Raw genomic sequence first — 19,576 nt, 5'->3', positions numbered from 1 at the left:
CAGAGAAAGGTGACAGGTTCTGTCCTGATCAGCCGATCAACTGGAGCAGTACCGACAATCAGACGATTCGAGGAGCACTTCGATGCCTGCCCCCAACCTGTTCCTGATCGGCGTCTGCGACGCCCAGGCCGCCACCGCTTTCTACAGCGATCTCTTCGAGATCGAACCGACTTTCACCAGTCCCCACTACGTGGCTTTCGAGGCTGCCCCCAGTGTCCTGTTCGCGTTGTGGACTGGCCATAGCGAACACGCTGTCCAGAGCACCCCTCGGACGACCGAGGTCGGACTCATGGTGCCGGGACCACCGGAGGCGATCGACGAGATATTCACGAAGTGGGTCTTGAAGGGAGTTCACGTAATGCAGGAGCCGCACGACGCTGTATTCGGCCGCACCTTCGTAGTCGCGGACCCCGACGGCAACCTCATTCGAGTTTCCCCGGTGGACTGAGCTTCACGACACCTACCAACTACTCAGTTCTCGATGGGCCGACCACGCGTTGGTCGGCCTGTCAGCCTTTCCTGAGCTCAGACATGTCACATCCGAACGGCTGCGCTCACCCGCTGTCAGGCTGCAGAAATCGGCCAGATCAGATGAGAAAAAATGAGCGATATTGTTTTCGAGGCAATCGGCGAACTGCAGGTCGAAGCGACGAGCTCCGCCACATCGGATGACGAGCCACATGCTCAGTGCGATTCTGCCCATCGACGGAGGACATATTGCCGAGAATCTCAGGCATTACCACGTGCTACCGACAGGCTCGCTTTCCCGAATCCTTATGCAGGGCAATAGTTTTCGATTCGACTATCATTGCCAGTCGAATGTATGTTCGATACACTTGACCCCATGACCACCGCGATCTGGCAACTGAGCGAGGCAGAACTCCTCGCCGACGCCACCGCGGTCTCACATCAGATCCAACTCCTCGAAGCCCGCCGGATCGCGCTCGTCGCCGAGATCGACACCCGCGTGAGCCGCGAGAAACTCGGCTTCCCCGGACCCGCAGGGTGGCTCACCTCCACCACCCTGCTCTCCCCGGGCAAAGCCACCAAGATCGTCGCCCTCGCCCGCGGACTGAAGAACTTCCCCGACATCGCCGACGCCGTCAACACCGGGCGCATCTCCGTCGACCACGCCGCCCTGATCCTCACCTTCGCCGAAACGCCACCGAAGAACCTCCCGCAAGAAGGCCAGGACGTCGCCAGAGCAGCATTGCTGACCGCCGCCACCGGGCCCGACGCCCGCACCGGCCCACTGCGCGCAGCGATCACCCGCCTCCACGACACCTACGGCGGCAAGACACCACCTGCCGAAGACACCGACCGCAACGAACTCTTCGCCTCCACCACCCTCAACGGACGTCTGGTGGCGAAGATGGATTTCGATGCGATCACCGGCGAAAAACTGCTCACCGCCCTCTCACCGTTGACCGAACCCCGCCCCGCCGCCGACGGCACCCCCGACGAACGCAGCCCCGCCCGACGCCGCGCCGACGCCTTCGGACACATCCTCGACCGCTACCTCGCCTCCAGTAACCGACCCACCGAAGGCGGAGAAAAACCGCACGTCAACCTGCACATCCGGTTACAAGATCTCACCGACCTCCACGGCACTGCAGCAGGCGCAGGTGTGAACAGCAACGAGAACGACAGCACCACAATCGAATCCGACTGCAGCAATGGTGGCGACGGCATCGGCAGCAGCGATGATTGTGCCAGTGGCATCGGCGATAGTGGAAGTGGCGATGGCCGTGACGGCGCCACTGGCGCCACCGCGGATCGGCGTGCGTATCGGGATTTGTTCGGTGACGGCACCACCGTCGGATGGCTCCCGTGGATGGGACCACTCTCCCGTGAGACGTCTCGGCAACTGGCGTGCGACTGCATTCTGACCGCGATCGTCATGGACGAGAACGGTTCCCCGATCAACCTCGCCCGCACCGCCCGCACCGTCACCGCCAAACAGAAACGCGCCCTCACCGCCCGCGACCACGGCTGCGCGTTCCCCGGCTGCGGCAAACCCGCAGCCTGGACCGAAGGCCATCACATCTGGCATTGGGGTGATGGTGGACCCACCGACATGGACAACCTCGTCCTCCTGTGCGGATTCCATCACCGACTGATCCACCACAGTGACTGGGAGGTGTTCATCGGCACCGACAACCACCCGTGGTTCGTCCCGCCGGCGACCGTCGACCCCTCCCGACAACCGCGACAATCGCACTCCCGAGCAGGTCCCCACATCACCTGACCCGGCTATCGAAACACCGCCCAGAAGACGACACCAGCCCCGCACCGAGAACACGGTGTGGGGCTGGACGAGGTCGGGGCGGAGTGCCTCCGTTGAATTGCTGAGGTAGCCTATTACTACTGAGTGTGTAGTACATGGATTGCAGTGGGGGGACCACGATGTTCGACGACGCCATACCTGTGAGTTCGTCCCAGGCCGACATCTGGCTGGCCCAGCAGTTCATGCCCGACGTGCCTTTCGCCATTGCGTACTTCGTGGACATCGTCGGTGCCGTCGATGTCGACGCGTTGGCCGAGTGCGGTAGCAGGGCGCATCGCGAGTTCTCGTCGTCGACCATGCGGATTGTCGAGGTCGACGGCACTCCGATGCAGCGATTCGTGGACGCGGAGACCGAGGCGGTGGAGATTCTCGACTTCCGTGAACACGACCGTCCAGCACACGCGGCCCGACAGTGGATGAACGACGACTGTCGAACGCCCTTGTCGATGTACGGCCAGTTGGTGCGACTGCGCGTTCTCCGTGTCGGGGACGATCGTGTGTTCTGGTACACCAGAGCCCACCACATCGCGCTCGACGGTTATGCCTCGATGAAGGTGCTCGAGCGGGCGGCGGCCCTGTATGCCGCGGTGCAGGGCGGCGTCGAGCCACCACGGATCGACCCGACGACTCCGGCGGCCCTTCTCGCCGAGGACGAGCGCTACCGCGCGTCGGCCCGTGCGCAGCGCGATCGGTCGCACTGGGAGTCCGCTGACCTGGCTTACGCGGTGCCTTTGGACCCGACCACCCAGCCTGCGTCGGTGCCGATCGTCGTCGGGGAGGATCGTTCCATTTCTCCGACCGTTCGAGGTCATGCGACGTCGACCGTGGTGATCGCGGCATTCGCTGCCTTCCTCTCGCGCATGAACGATGTAGACGACGTCGATCTGTCTCTGCCGGTGTCGGCGCGGCCGACAGCACTGCTGCGCGGGGCTGGGTCATCTTTGTCGCATGTAGTGCCGTTGCGGTTGCCGGGCGTCGGATCGGCGACGGTGAACAACGTGATCAAGTCGACCGAGGTGGCGATCGGTGCCGTACTCCGGCACCAGCGCAGCAGCCCACCGGTATCCGAGAGCGGGAATGCCCTGCACGCAGGGCGTTTCGGTCCGACGATCAACGTGATGATGTTCGCGAACACCGTGGCCGTCGGGGACTTCGACGGCGAGATCGACATTCTGACCACAGGCCCGGTGTCGGATCTTGCCGTCAACATCTACCCAGGTCGAGGTGGAGCGCGTCCGCGCATCGACTTCGAGGCCAACCCTGCCGCGCACACGCCGAGCGATCTCGCTCGTCACCACGAACGGTTCCTGCACTTTCTCGACCGCTTCGCCGAATCCGGTTGCGGTGATACGGCCGTGGCCGATCTCGAACTGTTCCTGCCCGGAGAGCCCGATGCAGCGCCCGCCTCGGTGGGTGCGGCCGTGACCGAGCGTACATCTCTGAACGAGACGCTGGGCGCGGCAATCACCAAGTACAGCAACCGAATTGCGATCCAGGATGCGGAGGTGATGGTCACCTACGCAGACTTGGACACGAGGGTCGCCGCACTCGCATCCGCCTTGAGTGCCCGAGGAATCGGTACCGAGGACCGGGTCGCCGTTCGCATCGGCCGATCCGTGGAGGGGGTCGTGGCGTTCTGGGCAATCGCACGAGTGGGTGCGGTGTACGTTCCGGTCGACCCGAACCACCCCCGCGAGCGAGCGCAGTTCGTGGTGCGTGACAGCGGAGCGGTGTTGGGACTGTGTACGGGCGGCGGCGAGAACGGTGAGGTGGAGTGGCTGAACCTCGATGACGTTCTCGCGGAGGGAGGCCCGGACGATGAAGCCGCGCCGACGACACCGCACCACGCGGCATACGTCATCTACACCTCCGGCTCCACCGGCACTCCCAAAGGCGTTGTCGTCACCCACGGTGGCATCGCCGCTCTGGTGCAACAGATCAGGAGCAGCTACGACCTGAACGTCGAGTCGCGAGTCTGTCACCTCGCCTCGCCCGGATTCGACACCGCCATCGTCGAGGTGCTGGCCGCAGCAACCGCGGGCGCGGCCGTGGTGATCGCGCAGGCAGGGAGCTACGCGGGCGCTGAACTGTCGGGTTTGATTGCTCAGCAGGCGGTTACACATCTGCTGATCACGCCCTCGGCTCTGGCGACGTTGGATCCTGCGGCACTGGCGGGTGTCGGGACTGTCATCATCGGCGGTGAGGCGGCACCGCAGGACACGGTCGACCGCTGGTCGGTGGGTCGTCGACTGCTCAATGCCTACGGCCCCACCGAAACGACGTGCAGTGTCACGATGACGGCATCACTGAACCCGGGCAGTGCGGACGGAATCGGTCGAGCCATGGTGGGGGCGGTGATTCACCTCCTTGATCGCACGCTGCGGCCGGTCCCGTCGGGTGCGGTCGGCGAAATCTACATCGAGACGCCCGGCGTCGCGCGCGGATATCTCGGTCGCACCCCGGATACAGCGGCTCGCTTCGTCGCAGACCCGTTCAGCAGTAACGGGCGTCGGATGTTCCGCAGCGGAGATCGGGCGCGTCTGCGCGGCGACGGCACGCTGAAGTTCCTCGGCCGCACCGACGATCAGATCAAGATCCGGGGAAATCGCGTCGAACTGGGTGAGGTGGACGCAGCGCTGCGGGCGTGTCCGGATGTCGCTGCGGCATCATCGGCATTGCGTCGCAGTCGGACTGGGGATCTGCGTATCGACGGGTATGTCGTTGCCGCGCGCACCGGACACGTGCTCGACACCGAGCGCATGCGCAAGGATCTCGCTGGGCGATTGCCCGCCCACATGGTGCCGGCGACCCTCTCGATTCTCGACGAGATTCCGCTGACGATCAATCGAAAGGTCGATCGCGGGGCACTTCCTGTCCCGAGCCCGACCACTCCGACGACCGGTACTCCGATCGAGCCGTCCGGTGCCACCGAGGAGATGGTGGCGGCGGCATTCGCGCACGTGCTCGGAAGGGACGGCATCGATTGCGCTGCGTCGTTCTTCGATCTCGGCGGCGACTCGCTGGCGGCGACCAGAGTCGTCGCATCGGTGCGGGCCGAGGCCTCTGTGGACGTCGGCGTGCGAGACCTCGCCGGTGCCCCGTCCGTTCAGGCCTTGGCTAGATGTATTGATGAGCGTCGTTTGGTTGGGCGGCAGCAGAATTCGCGGCCCGAACGAGGTATGGCAGAGGGGGTAGTCGCAATTCCGCTCGCGCCGCAGCAACGCCACATCGACCGAAGTGCAGCGCTGCCGCTGTCCAACCTGCCGTTCACGGTCACGATGTCCGGGCAGTTCCACGCAGCGGCAGCCTTGCAAGCGATGACCAATCTGATCGATCGGCACCACACCCTGCGAACGCGCTATCCGGATGTCGACGGGGTTCCGTCGCAGGTTGTCGAGCCGGATTCGGCGAGGGCGGTACCGAACCTGGACGTTGTGGACTTCGATGACGCCGCGGTAGTGCAGACGCTCGAGCACCCCTTCGACGTGCGTACCGAGTTCCCGATCCGGGCTCGACTGTTCGCAGTGGGGCCCGATCACCACGTTCTCGCGTGCACCGTGCACCACAGTGCAGCGGACGGTTGGTCACTGGGGCTGTTGGCGTCGGATTTCGTACTGGCGTATCACGCCAGGATTGCCGGCACGGCACCGTCGTGGCCCGAATTGCCCTTGCAGTACGCCGATTACAGCGTCTGGGCCGACGACCGTGATGTGTCGGCCGACATCGAATTCTGGCGCGGGGAACTGGCGGGTGTCCCCAGCGGCACTGAATTGCCGTTGGACCGCCCTCGTACGCAGGACTGGGACTTCTCCGGCGCACGCACGTCGCTTCGGTTCGACGCAGACACCACCGAGAAAATGGCCGATCTGGCGCAGCGATGCGGGACTGGACGATTCACCGTGCTTCGCGCCGCACTGCTGATTCTGCTCGCCCAGACGACGGAGTCCGCCGACATCGTCATCGGAACCCCGGTTGCCGGTCGCGACGACCCGAGACTCGAGCAGCTCGTCGGTACCTTCACCAATACCGTCGCCATCCGGACGAAGATCACCGCGGCCACGACCGTCGAGGACGTCGTGCAGTTGGCCCGTGCCAGCGAACTACGGGCCTTCGACCATGCCTCCGTTCCGTTCGAGGACGTCGTCGCCGATCTCTCTGCTGGCTCGTCGGATGGGCGGCACCCGATCTTTCAGGTGGCGCTGTCGTTGGACGTCTTTGCGACCCAGACGCTCACCATGGGGGACGTCCGCTTCGAGATCACGCCGCGGCCGATCGATATCGCCAAGTGCGACCTTCATTTCCATGTCACCGAACATCGAGACGGCGAAGGTAACACCGGAGTGGAGCCCGCGGAACGACCCAGGGGCGCTATCGAGACTGCGGTCGATGTCGTCTATCCCACGGCATTGTTCGACGCGAATTCCGTTGTTGCACTGGGGGAACGTCTCGAGCAGATCATGCATGCGATGGTCGCAGAACCCGACTCGGCGTGGCGGGCGCTGGCTACACCCGAACCGTCGGCGCAACTACTACATGGTGTGTAGCATGTTCGGTGCGTGAGGTGCACGCGACTTCGAAGCAAGCGGGAGAACTCATGTCCACCTTCAACGGTCTACCGGCCCACATTCTGCTCGTTCACTTCATCGTGGTGCTGGCACCGTTGACCGCGTTGCTCGCCATTGCTGCCAGTATCTGGTCCGGTGTGCGCAGCAGGCTCGTGTGGCTCATCGCGGCCCTGGCGGTGTTCACGCTGGTGCTGACTCCGCTGACGACCGAAGCAGGTGAGTGGCTCGAAAAGCGCGTCCCCAAGACCGCGGCGGTAGAACAGCACACCGAGATCGGTGACTGGATGATCTACTTCTCCGTCGGTCTGGTCGTCGTCGCCGCGGCACTGGTGTTCCTGCATCTGCGTGAGCGTCGCGGCAACGCGCCTGTGCGGTGGCAGTCGATTGCGGTGGTCGTCTTGGCAGTAGTGATCGGAGCGACCACAATCGTTCAGGTGTACAGAATCGGAGAGTCCGGCGCTCGCGCCGCGTGGGACGACGTATCGGCGACGGCCGTCGATGAGTGAGCCCGAGCCGAGCCTGCACGAGCACGAACCGCACGGAGATCTGTCCGGTCGACTGAACTGGCTGCGGGCCGGAGTGTTGGGTGCCAATGACGGCATCGTCTCCACCGCCGGTCTGGTCGTCGGTGTCGCGGCCGCCACCACCGACCGAGGATCGCTGCTGACCGCGGGTGTCGCCGGCCTTGTCGCGGGAGCGGTGTCCATGGCACTCGGCGAGTACGTCTCGGTGAGCACTCAGCGTGACGCAGAGCGTTCGTTGCTGATCAAAGAGCGCCGAGAGTTGGAAGAGCAACCCGAGCAGGAATTGGCCGAGCTCGCGGCTCTGTACGAGGCCAAGGGCCTGTCGGCCGATACTGCGCAGACCGTTGCTCGCGAACTCACCGAACACGATCCGTTTGCCGCACACGTGGACGTCGAATTGGGAATCGACCCCGATGCGCTGACCAATCCGTGGCAAGCGGCTGCGTCGTCAGCGGTGTCGTTCATCAGTGGTGCGCTCTTGCCGTTGCTCTCGATCCTGCTTCTGCCTGCTTCGCAACGTATTCCGGTCACCTTCGTCGTCGTTTTGCTGGCTCTGGCGTTGACCGGAACCATCAGCGCACGCCTCGGTGGAGCGCCGAGTCGCCCCGCGGTGACTCGAATCGTGATCGGTGGTGCGATCGCGATGGCGGTCACCTATGCGATCGGCCAATTGGCGGGCGTCGCGGGTATCTGACCGAGGTCAGCGGAAGATCGAGGTGGGGGCTTCTCCGGTTTCGGGTGCCACCACGTCTTGGACGACGTCGAACAAGGCCACCGAGATGACGGTGAACGCGAGAACGAGAACCAGTCCGGCGGCGAGGATTCCGCGGTCGGGGCGGTGCCGTGGTGGTTCGCTCAGTGCCTGCACGCGGCGCACGACGTCGCCCCCGGTACTGGCGAGAGTGCGGGTTCCATGGTCGAGGTGGGCCCGCAGCAAAGCAGTTCTGGCAATGGCAGACAACGCATCTCGACGGCCCAGCGCCGCCGCGCTCTCGTCTGCTTGACGCTCGGCCGCGTGCCGCACCTTGGCGGTCAAAGGCCCGAGAATCGGATCGATCAGGGCTCCGATCTCGCACATCTGGATCCACACGCTGTGACGGTGCCGCAGGTGAGCACGCTCGTGTTCGATCACCGCTTGTAACTCGTTGTCCGACAGCGCTTCCGCCAAACCCGTGGTGATCACGACGGCACCTCCGCCGGAAGGAACGGCGAAGGCGTCGGGAACATCGGAGTCGACCACGACGATGCCGCCGGTCGCCCGTGCCTCGTCACCGAATTCGGATGCGATGGACGTACTGACCGCAACGCGTCGAACATGGCGAGCCACCTCGACCGAGCGCCAGAGCATCCACGCGCAGAGGACAAGTCCTAGCGACACCCACACAACCTGAGCCGACGCCAGAAGGACCGCGGCAAGCGCGGCCAGGGATGCTGCGACTGCAAACGCGGTGACCATCGACAGGATGGGGAGCAGAACGACAGCGGTCGACGGGTTGAGTCGACGGTCGATGTGGTCGGCTCCGAATCCCAGCAGCAGCGACAGCACCCACGGCAGCACGGCCACGATCAGGAGCAGAGTCATCGATGCTGCTCGGCTGCGTCCGACTTGGCCAGCAGCTCGCGCAGCGTCGCCTCGTCCTCGGGATCGAGTGCGGCCACGAAGTTGGCCAATACATCCGCTCGTTCGGCTCTCGTGTCGAGTTCGGTGCGCATCCGCATCGCGGCCCGAAGTGCTGGGATCTCGTCGACCGGGGCGTTGAGGGTGTAGACGAAGGAACGCCCGCGCCGCTCGCGATCGACGAGGCCTTTGCCATGCAGACGCACCAGCGCGGTCATGACAGTGGTGTGGGCGAGATCGGAGCCCAGATGCTCGCGGGCCTGGGCCACCGAGAGTTCCGTGTGCTCGCCGAGCAACTCGAGGATCGACTCCTCCAACTGTCCGGACGCTCTACGCACTTCGATTCCTCACTCGAGTCGGCTACTTCGAGGATAGGTGACGGGTGGCATTCGTGAAACCTGATATGTCATAGATCTAGCGGACGGCACGATCCTGTCATACGGTGGACTCACCAGCCCACCACCTCGAGGACGATCCGTGAGCGTCGAAGCCAATACTCGCGCGATAGAAAAGACTGTCGTTACCGACTTCAGTGACCGCATGAGCTACGGCTCGTACCTGGACCTCGACACGTTGCTCAGCGCCCAGAAGCCGGTGAGCATCCCCGAGCATCACGACGAACTGCTGTTCATCATTCAGCACCAGACCACCGAGCTGTGGCTCAAGCTGGTACTGCACGAGACGCTGGCCGCGCGTGCGGCTCTGGATGCCGACGACATCGGCACCGCACTCAAGTGCGTGGCCCGGGTCAAGCACATTCAGAAGACGCTGACCGAGCAGTGGTCGGTGCTGGCCACTCTGACGCCGACGGAGTACTCGCAGTTCCGCGACTTCCTCGGCAACTCGTCGGGCTTCCAGTCCTATCAGTACCGGGCCGTGGAGTTCGTGCTGGGCAACAAGAATGCGGGCATGTTGAAGGTCTTCGAGTCCGATCCTGCTGCGCATGAGCTGCTTTCGACTCTGCTGCACGAACCGAGCCTGTACGACGCCTTCTGGCAGTCGTTGGCGCGTCAGGGGTACGACGTGCCGGCATCGGCCCTCGACCGTGACGTGACAACGGCATACACGTTCAACGAGGACCTGATGCCGCTGATCAAGTTCGTCTACGAGAACCACACCGAACACTGGGCGGTGTACGAGGCCTTCGAGGAGCTCGTCGACTTGGAGGAGAACTTTCAGCTCTGGCGCTTCCGTCACATGCGCACGGTGCTGCGAACCATCGGAATGAAGAGCGGGACCGGAGGGTCGAGCGGTGTCGGATTTCTGCAGAAGGCACTCGAACTCACCTTCTTCCCCGAATTGCTCGCTGTCAGAACGGAAATCGGACGATGACGGAACACGCACTCGAACTCGACGACAAGGATCCACTCCGCAGCTACCGCGACAAATTCCTCGGCAGTGACGACCCGTCGATTACCGCGTATCTCGACGGCAATTCGCTGGGCCGACCCACCAAGGCGAGCGTCGAACGGATCAACACGTTCATGACCGATGCCTGGGGTGGACGTCTGATCCGCGGCTGGGACGAGCAGTGGTTCGATCTCCCCGTCACCATCGGCGACGCCCTGGCCGACGCCACCCTCGGGGCTGCGCCCGGCCAGACCACCATCGGCGATTCGACGACGGTACTGCTGTACAAGCTGGCGCGGGCGGCGATCGCCATGCGGCCGGGTCGCACCGAGATCGTCATCGATCGTGACAACTTTCCCACCGACCGATACTTGCTCGAAGGTATTGCGGCCGAATCGAATATGACTCTGCGATGGATCGAGACGGACCGCCGCGGTGGTATTGAACCGGAACAACTCGCCGAGGTGGTGGGGGAGAACACCGCCTTGGTGGTGATCACCCACGTCGCCTACCGATCCGGCTTCCTCGTCGACGTGACCGAGGCGACGCGTATCACGCACGAGGCCGGCGCGCTGATGCTGTTGGACGTGTGCCATTCCGTCGGGTCGGTACCGCTCGAACTCGATTCCTGGGGAGTGGATCTGGCCGTCGGGTGCACCTACAAGTACCTCAACGGAGGTCCGGGTTCACCGGCCTTCGCGTACGTGCGCAGCGATCTTCTCGACGACTTCGTGCAGCCGATCTGGGGGTGGATGGGCCGGGCCGATCCATTCGAGATGGCGCAGGGTTACGTTCCGGCACAGGGTATTCGGCGCGTCATCAGCGGCACACCGTCGGTCTTCGGGATGATCGCGATGCAGGACACCATCGAGATGATCGCCGAGGTCGGGATGAACGCGATACGCGCGAAGTCCGTCGCGCTGACCGAATACGCCCTCGAGCTGGTCCGCGAGATGCTGGTACCGCTCGGGGTGGAGATCGCCTCACCCGAGGACTCGAATCGACGCGGCGGTCACGTCACCATCGACCATCCCGAGTTCAAGGCCATCACCGCTCGTCTGTGGGAGCAGGGTGTCATCCCGGATTACCGCGCGCCACACGGTATTCGCCTGGGGTTGAGCCCACTGAGTACCTCGTACCAAGAGGTGTATCTGGGAATCGTGGCTATCCGTGACGAACTCCGCGCCTAGCACTGCCGGGGCCATCCTCGACGACTTCGACTCTCGTCCGGGCAGCGCCACCTCGTTGGTGCGCACGGTGCTCGGGGCCTACGTTCGACCGCTCGGAGGGTGGTTCGCCATCGCCGATTTTGTCGTGTGGATGGACGCGCTCGGGGTGCCACCGGAGAGCACTCGCATCGCAGTGACCAGGTTGAAGAAGAAGGGCGTCGTCGAATCCGGTAATCGTGAGGGTCGCACCGGCTATCGGATCACCGAGCAGGCCGACGCGATGTTTGCGCGCGGCGACGGTCGGATCTTCGGCTTCCGGCGGATGGCCGACGGCGATCCGTTTCGGTTGATCTCGTTCACCATCCCCGAGACCCAACGCGCGGCTCGACACCAGCTGAGGCGTCGCCTCACCGGAATAGGCTGTGGCACAGTCTCACCCGGTCTGTGGATTGCACCCGAGTATCTCGCGGCGGAGGCCGCTGCCATCGTCGACGCGTTGGATCTCTCGCAGTACGTGACGACCTTCGTCGCGTCCGAGATCGCGGCTCCCGCCACGCTGCGTAAGAGTGCCGAGTTGTGGTGGGATCTGACCGGCATCGCCGATCGTCATCGGGCATTTCTCAAGGCCTTCGACGGCGGGTCCGCGGCTCGGAATCCCCGCGACGCGTTTGTCACGTTCGTCCCGTTGCTCGACGAATGGCGCGTCATTCCCTACGTCGACCCTGGTCTTCCGCCATCGATGACACCGGAAGACTGGCCGGGCACCCGGGCCGTCGCCACGTTCGAGACGGCCCGGGAGCGTTACTTCGACCTCAGTATGGAATGGGTCGCGTCCTAGCCATCTTGGTACGACGGCTCGCGCTTCTTGATGTAGGAGATGACGCGGTACGTGATCGGCATGACGATGACCTCGGCCAGTGTCTTCCACAGGAATCCGACGATGACGTAGTTGATGAAGTCGGTCCAGGTGCTGATGCCGATGACTCCGGCGGCGATGGAGCAGAAGATCAGAGTGTCGAAGAATTCGCCGACGATGGTCGACCCGATCAGTCGCGCCCACAGGTGCTTTTCCTTGGTGCGTTCCTTGATCTTGACCAGCACGACGGAGTTGAGGAGCTGTCCGACGGTGTAGCCGGCGAGACCGGCGAGGACCAGTCGGGGCACGACGCCGACGACGCTCTCGAGGGCGGCCTGGTTCTCGTAGAACGAGGCGGCGGGGAGTTCGATGGCGATCCAGAAGCACACGGAGGTGAGCAATAGGGAGCCGAAACCGAGATAGATCGCGCGACGCGTGGCTTTGAAGCCGTAGACCTCGCTGAGCACGTCGCCGAGGATGTAGGCGAGGGGGAACAGAAAGAATGCGCCGTCGGTATTGATCGGCAGGATTTGGAACGGTCCGAGCATGACGTCGGACGAGGCGAAGAAGGCGACACCTTTGCTGGCGGCCACGTTCGAGATCAGCAGCGTCGCGACGAAGAGCGCCACGATGGGGGCGTAGTACCCCTTGCTGATGTGAGCGAACGTGGCCTGCCCAGACTCGGTGCCGCCGTTGGCGGCGGTGTGTTCGGTAGTAGTCACCCCTGGATCCAAGCACCGAGACGACGATGGGCGCGAATCCCGGGGTGAGGGATGCGCGCCCATCGAGGCGGACTACAGGTCAGGCGACGTTGCCACGCACCGTGACGCGGTAAGCGTAGGTACCGGCGATGATCGTGATCGGAATGGTCACCAGCAGACCGAGGCCGAGGGGGATCGCACCGACGATGTTGAGGCCTACCAGGGCGAGAGCGAGCACAAAGAGAGTCCCACCGTTGGACGCGATCGCCTGAGCGCTCGCCTTGATGGCGGGGATCGGCTCGTCGCCGCGGTCGATGACGAACTGGAAGGTCCACCACGTGAAGAACGTGATGACGATGCCGGGGATGATCAGCAGGACGAAGCCGATGCTGGTTGCAATGCCGACGAGGATGCCGGCGATGATGACGGCGGCGACGTTGCCGAATTGGAAGAAGGACCCGAACGCGGGCTTGACCCCGTCCACCTCGTGCAGAGCGCCGCGGACGAGCGCCGCCTGGATGAGGAGTGCGACGACACCGACGATGATGCTGAAGACCAGGCTGAGGACGATGCTGTCGGAGCTCAGAACGAAGTTCAGGACGCCCTGGATGATCGCGGCGATCAGGACGATGCCGATCCAGACGAGTGCGTTCTGCTTGAACTTCTCGAACGCATAGCCGATGGCTGTTCCCACGGATAGCTGCGTCGCCATCGGCGAGTTACCGAACGACGGAGGCGGCGGGTAGTTGCCCTGTGGGGGTGGTGGGTAGCCGCCGGGTGGCGGATAGCCGCCTTGCTGGGGGTAGTCGCCGGGAGGAGGCGGGTAGTTCCCGGGCGGCGGGTAGTTGCCTTGCGCGGGTGGTGGGTAGTTGCCGGGTGGTGGGTAGCCGCCGCCCTGCGGCGGGGGATAACCACCGGGGTTCTGTGGATCCTTGTCGGGGTCGTAGCCGCCTGAGGTCATGGTGTCCTTCTCCCTCGGGATGGGTTGTCGCGGTCACTGTACGTCCGATTCGTGCGCAGTTGGGTCCTCTCGCGTTGCAACGTGATCTCGATCGGTTCGTGGTCAGCCGATCGAGGGGTCGAACACCCACGGTTCGCGTGGTACCAGCGTCGGCTTCCACTGTTCGAGCAGTTCCTCGGCGTTCTTTACGTCCTGCACACCGAGGGAAGCGGTGATGAGTGCCCACGCATCGGGTCGTTCACGCAGCGTCACCGCGCCGTCCCGTTTGGCCAGACGCTTGCCCTCGACGTTGAGTGCCAGGGGCACATGGACGTACGTCGCGGGGGTCAGGCCCAGGAGTTGAGCGATGTAGCCCTGCCGCGGCGCGGAGGTGAGAAGGTCGTCGCCGCGCACGATCTGGTCGACGCCTTGCGCGCCATCATCGACGACGACGGCGAGGTTGTAGGCGGGCACACCGTCGGATCGACGCAGGACGAAGTCGTCCACCTGGCCTCGGAACAGGCCGTGCAGCTGATCGACGATGGTGAATTCGGTTACCTGCGAACGCAATCGAATGGCAGGTGGGCGGTCCTTCGCTGCTCTCTGGTCTGCGGTCAGATTTCGACATGTTCCGGGATACGCGCCGTCGGGAGCGTGGGGTGCGGATGCGGCCTGTTGGATTTCCCGACGCGTGCAGAAACATTCGTACGTCAGCCCGGCGGCGGTGAGCGTGCGAATCGTGGCGTCGTAGATTTCCCGACGCTCGGATTGCCGCATGATCGGCCCGTCCCAATCGAGTCCGATGGCGGCGAGGTCGTCGAGTTGGCGCTGCTCGGATCCGGGTTTCACGCGATCGAGGTCTTCCACGCGCATGAGGAAGCGTCGTTCGGTGGAGCGGGCGAAGAGCCAGGCCAGTAGCGCGGTTCGCAGATTGCCGAGATGAAGATCGCCGGAGGGACTGGGAGCGAAGCGGCCGGCGGGCATGGGGACAACTCTAGGTCGCGTGCTGCAGTAATTGCTCGAGGTGGAGCAGTGAGGTCGCCTCGAGGTCCGGGGCCGTGAAGTGCTGCGGGTAGGTGGTGCCCGTGCGGTTGATCCAGGCCGTGGACAGTCCGGCACGGTGGGCACCGTCGATGTCCCAGGGGTGGACGGCGACGAGCATGGCCTCGTGGGGTTCGACGCCGCACCGATCGAGTGCGTATCGATACGACTGCGCGGCGGGCTTCCATGCCCCGGCTTGGTCGACGGACAGCAGCATCTCGACCTGCTCGAGTACTCCTGCGCCTTCGAGCAGTTTCTGAGCAACGCCGACCGCGCCGTTGCTGAGGGTGGTCAGCCGGATCTCGAGCGCAGCCAGTGCTCTGATGCCGTCTGCTACATCGGGATGCACGTCCAGGCTCATGAAACCGCCCATGATGTGCTCGACGGCGTCGTCGATCCCTCGATCCAGCGCCTCAGGCGGCAGCATCACTGCAAGTAGCCCGGATGCGACGTCAGCGAAGGGCCGCGCCGCGCCGACCGCCGTGAGTGCGAAGCCGTCACGCAGAACACTCGCGAACCACAGTGACGCGAGTTCGTTGGGAGCTCCCACGTCGGTGAAGCGACGCGACAACGGAGACATGTCGGACAGCGTTTCGTTGACGTCGAAGACGATCACGCGTGGTCGACGCAGCGCAGGTGACTCGTTCGGGTTGTCGAGATCGTTCACGAACTGAGCTCCTTGTGGTGGTTCTCTTTCGTCGGGCAACGACGAGGCTCACCCGACCGTATCGACATTCTCTCTATCGCGAGTGGATCAGCAATTGCGCAGCCGCTGCCGTTGCCAGTGTCGGGTTCGTAGACCACCGGCCGCTGTAGCTGACGCCCGCTTCAGTTGGCTAGGCAGCGCCGTCAGGAGTTGGCAGGTGTGTCTTGACTGAACTCGTTCTGCCAACGGCCATCTCGTTGGAACCAGAGCGAACTGACGAACATCGCCTCGCCCACGCTGCGATGAGGTCGGAGGTAGTCAGCGCGATAGCAGAGCATCGCCGCATTTCCAGAAACTTCGATCAGTTTCGCTTCCGAGATCGAGTAAGACGCGATGCTGGGCCCGTCAGCTAGTTGGTTTGCGTGGTCTGCCCTATTGGCGAAACCGGTGGGGTACACCCCGACGAAGTCTGCAGACAGTAGTTCGAGATCGGCGTCTGCGTCGCCGTTGGCCAGCGCGTCCCAGACGCGCGACTCGAGATCGATGAAAAACTGGACTCCGAAATCGTGCATCGGGTCAGTATCGCAGCGTGCTCCGGCGGGTGTGGGCGGTCTTGATTTCCGAAGGATGTGGCTCATCCGTGGACGGCGATGACGCCACTGCTTCAGGATCTATCGACTCGTGCTGTTCGCGGCGGCCACATCCAGGTTCGAGTCGGGACTGTGAGCCCTCGCCCCGCAGAGCCGATTTCATAAACGAACTCGTCTGCGTTGCCTTCAGTGTATCGCCGGGGTAGGGGCTTGCGGCAAGACCCCGTCGGGCGTGCACAATCTTCCGGCTACCGACACGGAGGAGTTTCTATGGCAGACATGGCTGATACACCGGAGCGTTTTCGAGTGCACGAATCCGGTGCTTGCCAGGAGCGCAGCCTGCGGAGCGACCAGAGTTACTTTCATGGCACCAAGGCCGATCTCGAGGCCGGTGACTTTTTGGTCCCGGGCTATCGCTCGAACTACCGTCCCGAGCACATCTCGAACTACATCTACATGACCAAGGTGCTCGACGGTGCTGTGCTCGCGGCGGAGATGGCCGTCGGCGAGGGGAATCCGCGGGTCTACGTGGTGCAGCCGACCGGCGGTCGAGGACGACCCGAACGTGACGGACAAGAAGTTTCCCGGCAACCCGACGCACTCCTATCGCAGCGCAGAACCAGTGCGCGTAGTCGAGAAGACAACCGACTGGGTCGGACATTCGCCCGAATACCTGGAACGTTTCCGAGACGGTCTCGAGAAGTTGAGACAGACGGGCACTGCGGTTCTCTACGACTAGGCGGCGCCTCCCGGTGAGTTTCCGCTCGGACCGAGGTCCACACGAGCATGACGACACAGACAGTTTCCGTGCCCGGTGCAACCCTGACCTACGACGTGATCGGCGAGCTCGAGCCAGGGGTCACGCCCTTGCTGCTCATCGGCTCACCGATGGATGCGAGCGGGTTCGGCACGTTGGCATCGCACTTCCGCGACCGGGTGGTCGTCACGTACGACCCAAGAAATGTCGGACGTAGTCGACGAGACGACACGACCGCCGCGGTCACCTTCGGCGAACATGCCGACGACCTGCATGCAGTGCTCACCGCCGTCGGCCACGGGCCTGTCGATGTGTTCGCCTCGAGCGGGGGTGCGGTCAATGCGCTGGTGCTCGTCAGCAAGTACCCGTTCGATGTTCGGACGTTGGTTGCCCACGAACCACCCGCCGGAGGCACGCTTCCTGACCGGGAGAACATTGCGACAGTGTGCGCACACATGGTGGCCACGTACGACGCTCACGGCCGCGGCCCGGCAATGGCCGAATTCATGTCGCTGCTGATGCACGCAGGACCCATCGACGACGCGTTCTTCGCTCGCCCGGCACCGGACCCGGCGCAGTTCGGCCTCCCGACCGAGGACGACGGAACCCGAGACGACGCCCTGATGTCCAACATGCGCGGGGGCGGAGTGGACTTCGCACCGGGCGTCGACGCGTTGCGTGCTGCACCCACCACCGTGGTGATCGGCGTAGGGGAAGAATCCGGCGGTCCCGAGGACGGTCACATCGCGGCTCGCGCAGCGTATTCGACCGCATCGCTCCTCGGATCGGAGCCGATCGTCTTTCCCGGTGGCCACTCGGGCTTCCTCGGCGGCGAATTCGGTCAGACGGGAAAGCCGGCAGAATTTGCCGACACATTGCGGAAAGTATTGAGCTGAAATAGCTTTCGTTCTACAGAGTCAGGAGCAATCATGGGCCTCATCACGTTGGAACTGTTCGCCACCCTCGACCTCGTCGCACAATCACCCGGAAGCCCCGAAGAAGATCCCGAGAATTTCCCCTACGGTGGCTGGCAGGTTCCTCTGCTAGACCAGGTCTCCGGGGCGCAAGTTGTGGCCGCATACGAGGGCACGGATGCGCTCCTGCTCGGCCGGCGCACCTATGACATCTTCGCCGCGTACTGGCCGAACCAAACCGATTCGTTTGCAACGTTGTTCAACTCGATCCCGAAATACGTGGCCTCGCGCGGCACACCCGATCTGCCGTGGGACGGTTCGACCCAACTCGGACCCGACCTGGTCGCCGCCGTGCGTGAGATCCGAGAGAGACACGACCACATCAAGGTCGTCGGAAGTCTCGATCTGGTCCAGACTTTGTTGCGCGAGAAGCTCTTCGATCGACTCGACCTCTGGGTGCATCCCATCGTTCTCGGGGCGGGAAAGAGAGTGTTTGCCGACGGCACCGTGCCCAGCAACCTGACGCTGCTCGAGCCACCGGCCGTCGGCGGCAAAGGCACCGTATACCTGCGTTACGGCCTCGACGCCGGAACCCCGGAAGTCGGCAACATGGACGACGTGCGAGGCGGCTGATCCGGCCGACACATCACTTTTTCTGTCGTCGGCTCCGGTCGACGGTATACGCCGCTCCCAAGCGATCGGTTCTCACCCGACACGGCCGAGCGATGCTCGGTGGCTCGGTGACCACGGTCCACCCGAGGCTGTGCGCCATTGACCTGCTCGGTCCGTCGGATGTATCAGGAGCTCAGTGAGGCCAGCAGTCTGTCCTTCAGAGGGGTGGGAGTCACTGCGACTGCGAACTTCTGGATTCGGCTCACAGTGTCGAGAACGTATCGACGCTTGGGGCGTGAGGACGTGAGAGCATGATCGACGGCCTTGGTGACGCGCGCAGGGTCCGCGGCGAGTTTCTGGGTGCGTCCCAGCAACTTTCGACTACCGGCGAGATGATCGGCGTAGAGAAGTCGGTTCTCGTTACTCAAGTTTGCGACCATCGCATCATGGTCGTCGAGCATTTCGCCCCACATGTCGGTCCGAATGGGTCCGGGTTCGATGAGTGACACCGGAATCTTCCATGGGCGCAGCTCCATTCGAAGAGCGTCACCCAGTGCTTCGATGGCATATTTCGATGCGCAGTACGCGCCCGTACCGGGTGTGGTGATGAGTCCACTGAGCGAAGACATGAAAACGATTCGGCCCCGACCTGCACGGATCGCAGGCAGAACTGCCTGGGTGACGGCCACTTGTGAGATCACGTTGACGTCGAGTTGGCGCGACAGATCGTCGATGTGTAGTCCCTCCACGGGCCCGTTCACGATGATGCCGGCATTGTTGACCACACCATCCAATTTGTTCGGAAGGTGTTCGGACAAGGCCGAAATCGACTGTCTGTCGGTGACGTCCAGTGGAACACCGTGGACGTTTTGCATGGCGTCCAGCATTGCCAGGGCGGATTGAGAGCGGGCGGTTGCGTACACCGTCCACCCTGCGGTGCTCATGTGTTCGGTGATTGCGAGCCCGATTCCTCGGCCGGCTCCGGTGACCAGTAGAGATGGCATGG

Annotated in this window: 18 protein-coding genes and 1 pseudogene; 11 read left to right on the top strand and 8 right to left on the bottom strand. The window is 63.7% G+C overall.

All coding sequences use genetic code 11. The features are described from left to right. Window positions 1–82 precede the first annotated feature (82 nt). From O4220_RS16240 to O4220_RS16220, 5 genes are all read left to right on the top strand, one after another. A complete protein-coding gene (locus O4220_RS16240) occupies window positions 83–448 on the top strand; it encodes a VOC family protein (RefSeq protein WP_269605963.1) in 366 nt (121 codons plus the stop codon). 396 nt (window positions 449–844) lie between these two features. Continuing rightward, window positions 845–2,248 carry an HNH endonuclease signature motif containing protein gene (locus tag O4220_RS16235; protein ID WP_269605961.1) on the top strand — a complete coding sequence of 468 codons (1,404 nt, stop codon included), beginning with the start codon at window positions 845–847 and terminating at the stop codon, window positions 2,246–2,248. A 179-nt stretch (window positions 2,249–2,427) separates the two neighbouring features. Next, window positions 2,428–6,831 carry an amino acid adenylation domain-containing protein gene (locus O4220_RS16230; RefSeq protein ID WP_269605959.1) on the top strand — a complete coding sequence of 1,468 codons (4,404 nt, stop codon included), beginning with the start codon at window positions 2,428–2,430 and terminating at the stop codon, window positions 6,829–6,831. Between the two features lie 50 nt (window positions 6,832–6,881). Beyond that, complete coding sequence (locus O4220_RS16225) at window positions 6,882–7,358, top strand: DUF2231 domain-containing protein (RefSeq protein ID WP_269605957.1); 477 nt, start codon at window positions 6,882–6,884, stop codon at window positions 7,356–7,358. Further along, entirely contained in the window at window positions 7,351–8,070 is a 720-nt protein-coding gene (locus O4220_RS16220) for a VIT1/CCC1 transporter family protein (RefSeq protein WP_269605955.1), read from the top strand. The genes O4220_RS16225 and O4220_RS16220 overlap by 8 nt, the downstream gene beginning before the upstream one ends. 6 nt (window positions 8,071–8,076) lie before the next feature. Here O4220_RS16220 and O4220_RS16215 read toward each other — a convergent pair whose 3' ends face one another. Together O4220_RS16215 and O4220_RS16210 are read right to left on the bottom strand one after the other, a co-directional pair. Next, entirely contained in the window at window positions 8,077–8,958 is an 882-nt protein-coding gene (locus O4220_RS16215; protein ID WP_269605953.1) for a M56 family metallopeptidase, read from the bottom strand. Continuing rightward, window positions 8,955–9,332, bottom strand: a complete 378-nt coding sequence (locus tag O4220_RS16210; RefSeq protein ID WP_269605951.1) for a BlaI/MecI/CopY family transcriptional regulator — start codon at window positions 9,330–9,332, stop codon at window positions 8,955–8,957. The genes O4220_RS16215 and O4220_RS16210 overlap by 4 nt, the downstream gene beginning before the upstream one ends. Window positions 9,333–9,471: 139 nt before the next feature. Here O4220_RS16210 and O4220_RS16205 point away from each other — a divergent pair, with 139 nt between their 5' ends. Genes O4220_RS16205 through O4220_RS16195 form a run of 3 tightly spaced genes read left to right on the top strand, consistent with a single transcriptional unit; the run spans window position 9,472 to window position 12,351 of the window. Beyond that, the gene (locus O4220_RS16205; protein WP_269605950.1) at window positions 9,472–10,326 is read left to right on the top strand and encodes a tryptophan 2,3-dioxygenase; all 855 of its coding nucleotides are present in this window, start codon (window positions 9,472–9,474) and stop codon (window positions 10,324–10,326) included. Next, window positions 10,323–11,534 carry a kynureninase gene (kynU, locus tag O4220_RS16200; protein WP_269605948.1) on the top strand — a complete coding sequence of 404 codons (1,212 nt, stop codon included), beginning with the start codon at window positions 10,323–10,325 and terminating at the stop codon, window positions 11,532–11,534. Before O4220_RS16205 ends, kynU begins: the two co-directional genes overlap by 4 nt. Beyond that, entirely contained in the window at window positions 11,515–12,351 is an 837-nt protein-coding gene (locus O4220_RS16195) for a PaaX family transcriptional regulator C-terminal domain-containing protein (protein ID WP_269605946.1), read from the top strand. The genes kynU and O4220_RS16195 overlap by 20 nt, the downstream gene beginning before the upstream one ends. Here the strand turns inward: O4220_RS16195 and O4220_RS16190 are convergent. From O4220_RS16190 to O4220_RS16170, 5 genes are all read right to left on the bottom strand, one after another. Further along, window positions 12,348–13,091, bottom strand: coding sequence for a queuosine precursor transporter (locus O4220_RS16190; protein WP_269605943.1), 744 nt, complete (start codon window positions 13,089–13,091; stop codon window positions 12,348–12,350). The genes O4220_RS16195 and O4220_RS16190 overlap by 4 nt on opposite strands. Before the next feature lie 79 nt (window positions 13,092–13,170). Beyond that, window positions 13,171–14,031, bottom strand: a complete 861-nt coding sequence (locus O4220_RS16185; protein ID WP_269605941.1) for a hypothetical protein — start codon at window positions 14,029–14,031, stop codon at window positions 13,171–13,173. A 102-nt stretch (window positions 14,032–14,133) separates the two neighbouring features. Continuing rightward, window positions 14,134–14,994 carry a tRNA glutamyl-Q(34) synthetase GluQRS gene (gluQRS, locus tag O4220_RS16180; RefSeq protein WP_269605939.1) on the bottom strand — a complete coding sequence of 287 codons (861 nt, stop codon included), beginning with the start codon at window positions 14,992–14,994 and terminating at the stop codon, window positions 14,134–14,136. Window positions 14,995–15,004: 10 nt separating this feature from the next. Beyond that, window positions 15,005–15,718, bottom strand: coding sequence for a haloacid dehalogenase type II (locus O4220_RS16175; protein WP_269605937.1), 714 nt, complete (start codon window positions 15,716–15,718; stop codon window positions 15,005–15,007). Window positions 15,719–15,900: 182 nt separating this feature from the next. Further along, window positions 15,901–16,335, bottom strand: coding sequence for a nuclear transport factor 2 family protein (locus O4220_RS16170; RefSeq protein ID WP_269605935.1), 435 nt, complete (start codon window positions 16,333–16,335; stop codon window positions 15,901–15,903). A gap of 231 nt (window positions 16,336–16,566) precedes the next feature. Here O4220_RS16170 and arr point away from each other — a divergent pair. The 3 genes and pseudogenes from arr to O4220_RS16155 all read left to right on the top strand — a co-directional run bounded on the left by arr (window position 16,567) and on the right by O4220_RS16155 (window position 18,591). Continuing rightward, window positions 16,567–17,026: pseudogene (arr, locus tag O4220_RS16165) on the top strand (NAD(+)--rifampin ADP-ribosyltransferase). 47 nt (window positions 17,027–17,073) lie between these two features. Further along, on the top strand, window positions 17,074–17,940 hold the full coding sequence (locus O4220_RS16160) for an alpha/beta fold hydrolase (protein WP_269605933.1): 867 nt from the start codon (window positions 17,074–17,076) through the stop codon (window positions 17,938–17,940). Window positions 17,941–17,973: 33 nt separating this feature from the next. Continuing rightward, entirely contained in the window at window positions 17,974–18,591 is a 618-nt protein-coding gene (locus O4220_RS16155; protein WP_269605931.1) for a dihydrofolate reductase family protein, read from the top strand. Between the two features lie 164 nt (window positions 18,592–18,755). On the opposite strand, the gene O4220_RS16150 is transcribed toward O4220_RS16155, so the two are convergent. Continuing rightward, window positions 18,756–19,574, bottom strand: a complete 819-nt coding sequence (locus O4220_RS16150; protein WP_269605928.1) for an SDR family oxidoreductase — start codon at window positions 19,572–19,574, stop codon at window positions 18,756–18,758. Window positions 19,575–19,576 lie beyond the last annotated feature (2 nt).

This window comes from Rhodococcus ruber, from assembly GCF_027270735.1.
Classification (GTDB): domain Bacteria; phylum Actinomycetota; class Actinomycetes; order Mycobacteriales; family Mycobacteriaceae; genus Rhodococcoides; species Rhodococcoides rubrum_A.
The sequence above is the reverse complement of the archived record's forward strand: the minus strand, read 5'-3'. Positions and strand labels throughout refer to the sequence as shown.

Coding starts and splice junctions, on each gene's coding strand:
- O4220_RS16155 (WP_269605931.1), top strand. CDS start 17,974: ATGGGCCTCATCACGTTGGAACTGTTCGCCACCCTCGACCTCGTCGCA.
- O4220_RS16160 (WP_269605933.1), top strand. CDS start 17,074: ATGACGACACAGACAGTTTCCGTGCCCGGTGCAACCCTGACCTACGAC.
- O4220_RS16220 (WP_269605955.1), top strand. CDS start 7,351: ATGAGTGAGCCCGAGCCGAGCCTGCACGAGCACGAACCGCACGGAGAT.
- O4220_RS16225 (WP_269605957.1), top strand. CDS start 6,882: ATGTCCACCTTCAACGGTCTACCGGCCCACATTCTGCTCGTTCACTTC.
- O4220_RS16150 (WP_269605928.1), bottom strand. CDS start 19,574: ATGCCATCTCTACTGGTCACCGGAGCCGGCCGAGGAATCGGGCTCGCA.
- O4220_RS16235 (WP_269605961.1), top strand. CDS start 845: ATGACCACCGCGATCTGGCAACTGAGCGAGGCAGAACTCCTCGCCGAC.
- O4220_RS16185 (WP_269605941.1), bottom strand. CDS start 14,031: ATGACCTCAGGCGGCTACGACCCCGACAAGGATCCACAGAACCCCGGT.
- kynU (WP_269605948.1), top strand. CDS start 10,323: ATGACGGAACACGCACTCGAACTCGACGACAAGGATCCACTCCGCAGC.
- O4220_RS16170 (WP_269605935.1), bottom strand. CDS start 16,335: ATGAGCCACATCCTTCGGAAATCAAGACCGCCCACACCCGCCGGAGCA.
- O4220_RS16240 (WP_269605963.1), top strand. CDS start 83: ATGCCTGCCCCCAACCTGTTCCTGATCGGCGTCTGCGACGCCCAGGCC.
- gluQRS (WP_269605939.1), bottom strand. CDS start 14,994: ATGCCCGCCGGCCGCTTCGCTCCCAGTCCCTCCGGCGATCTTCATCTC.
- O4220_RS16215 (WP_269605953.1), bottom strand. CDS start 8,958: ATGACTCTGCTCCTGATCGTGGCCGTGCTGCCGTGGGTGCTGTCGCTG.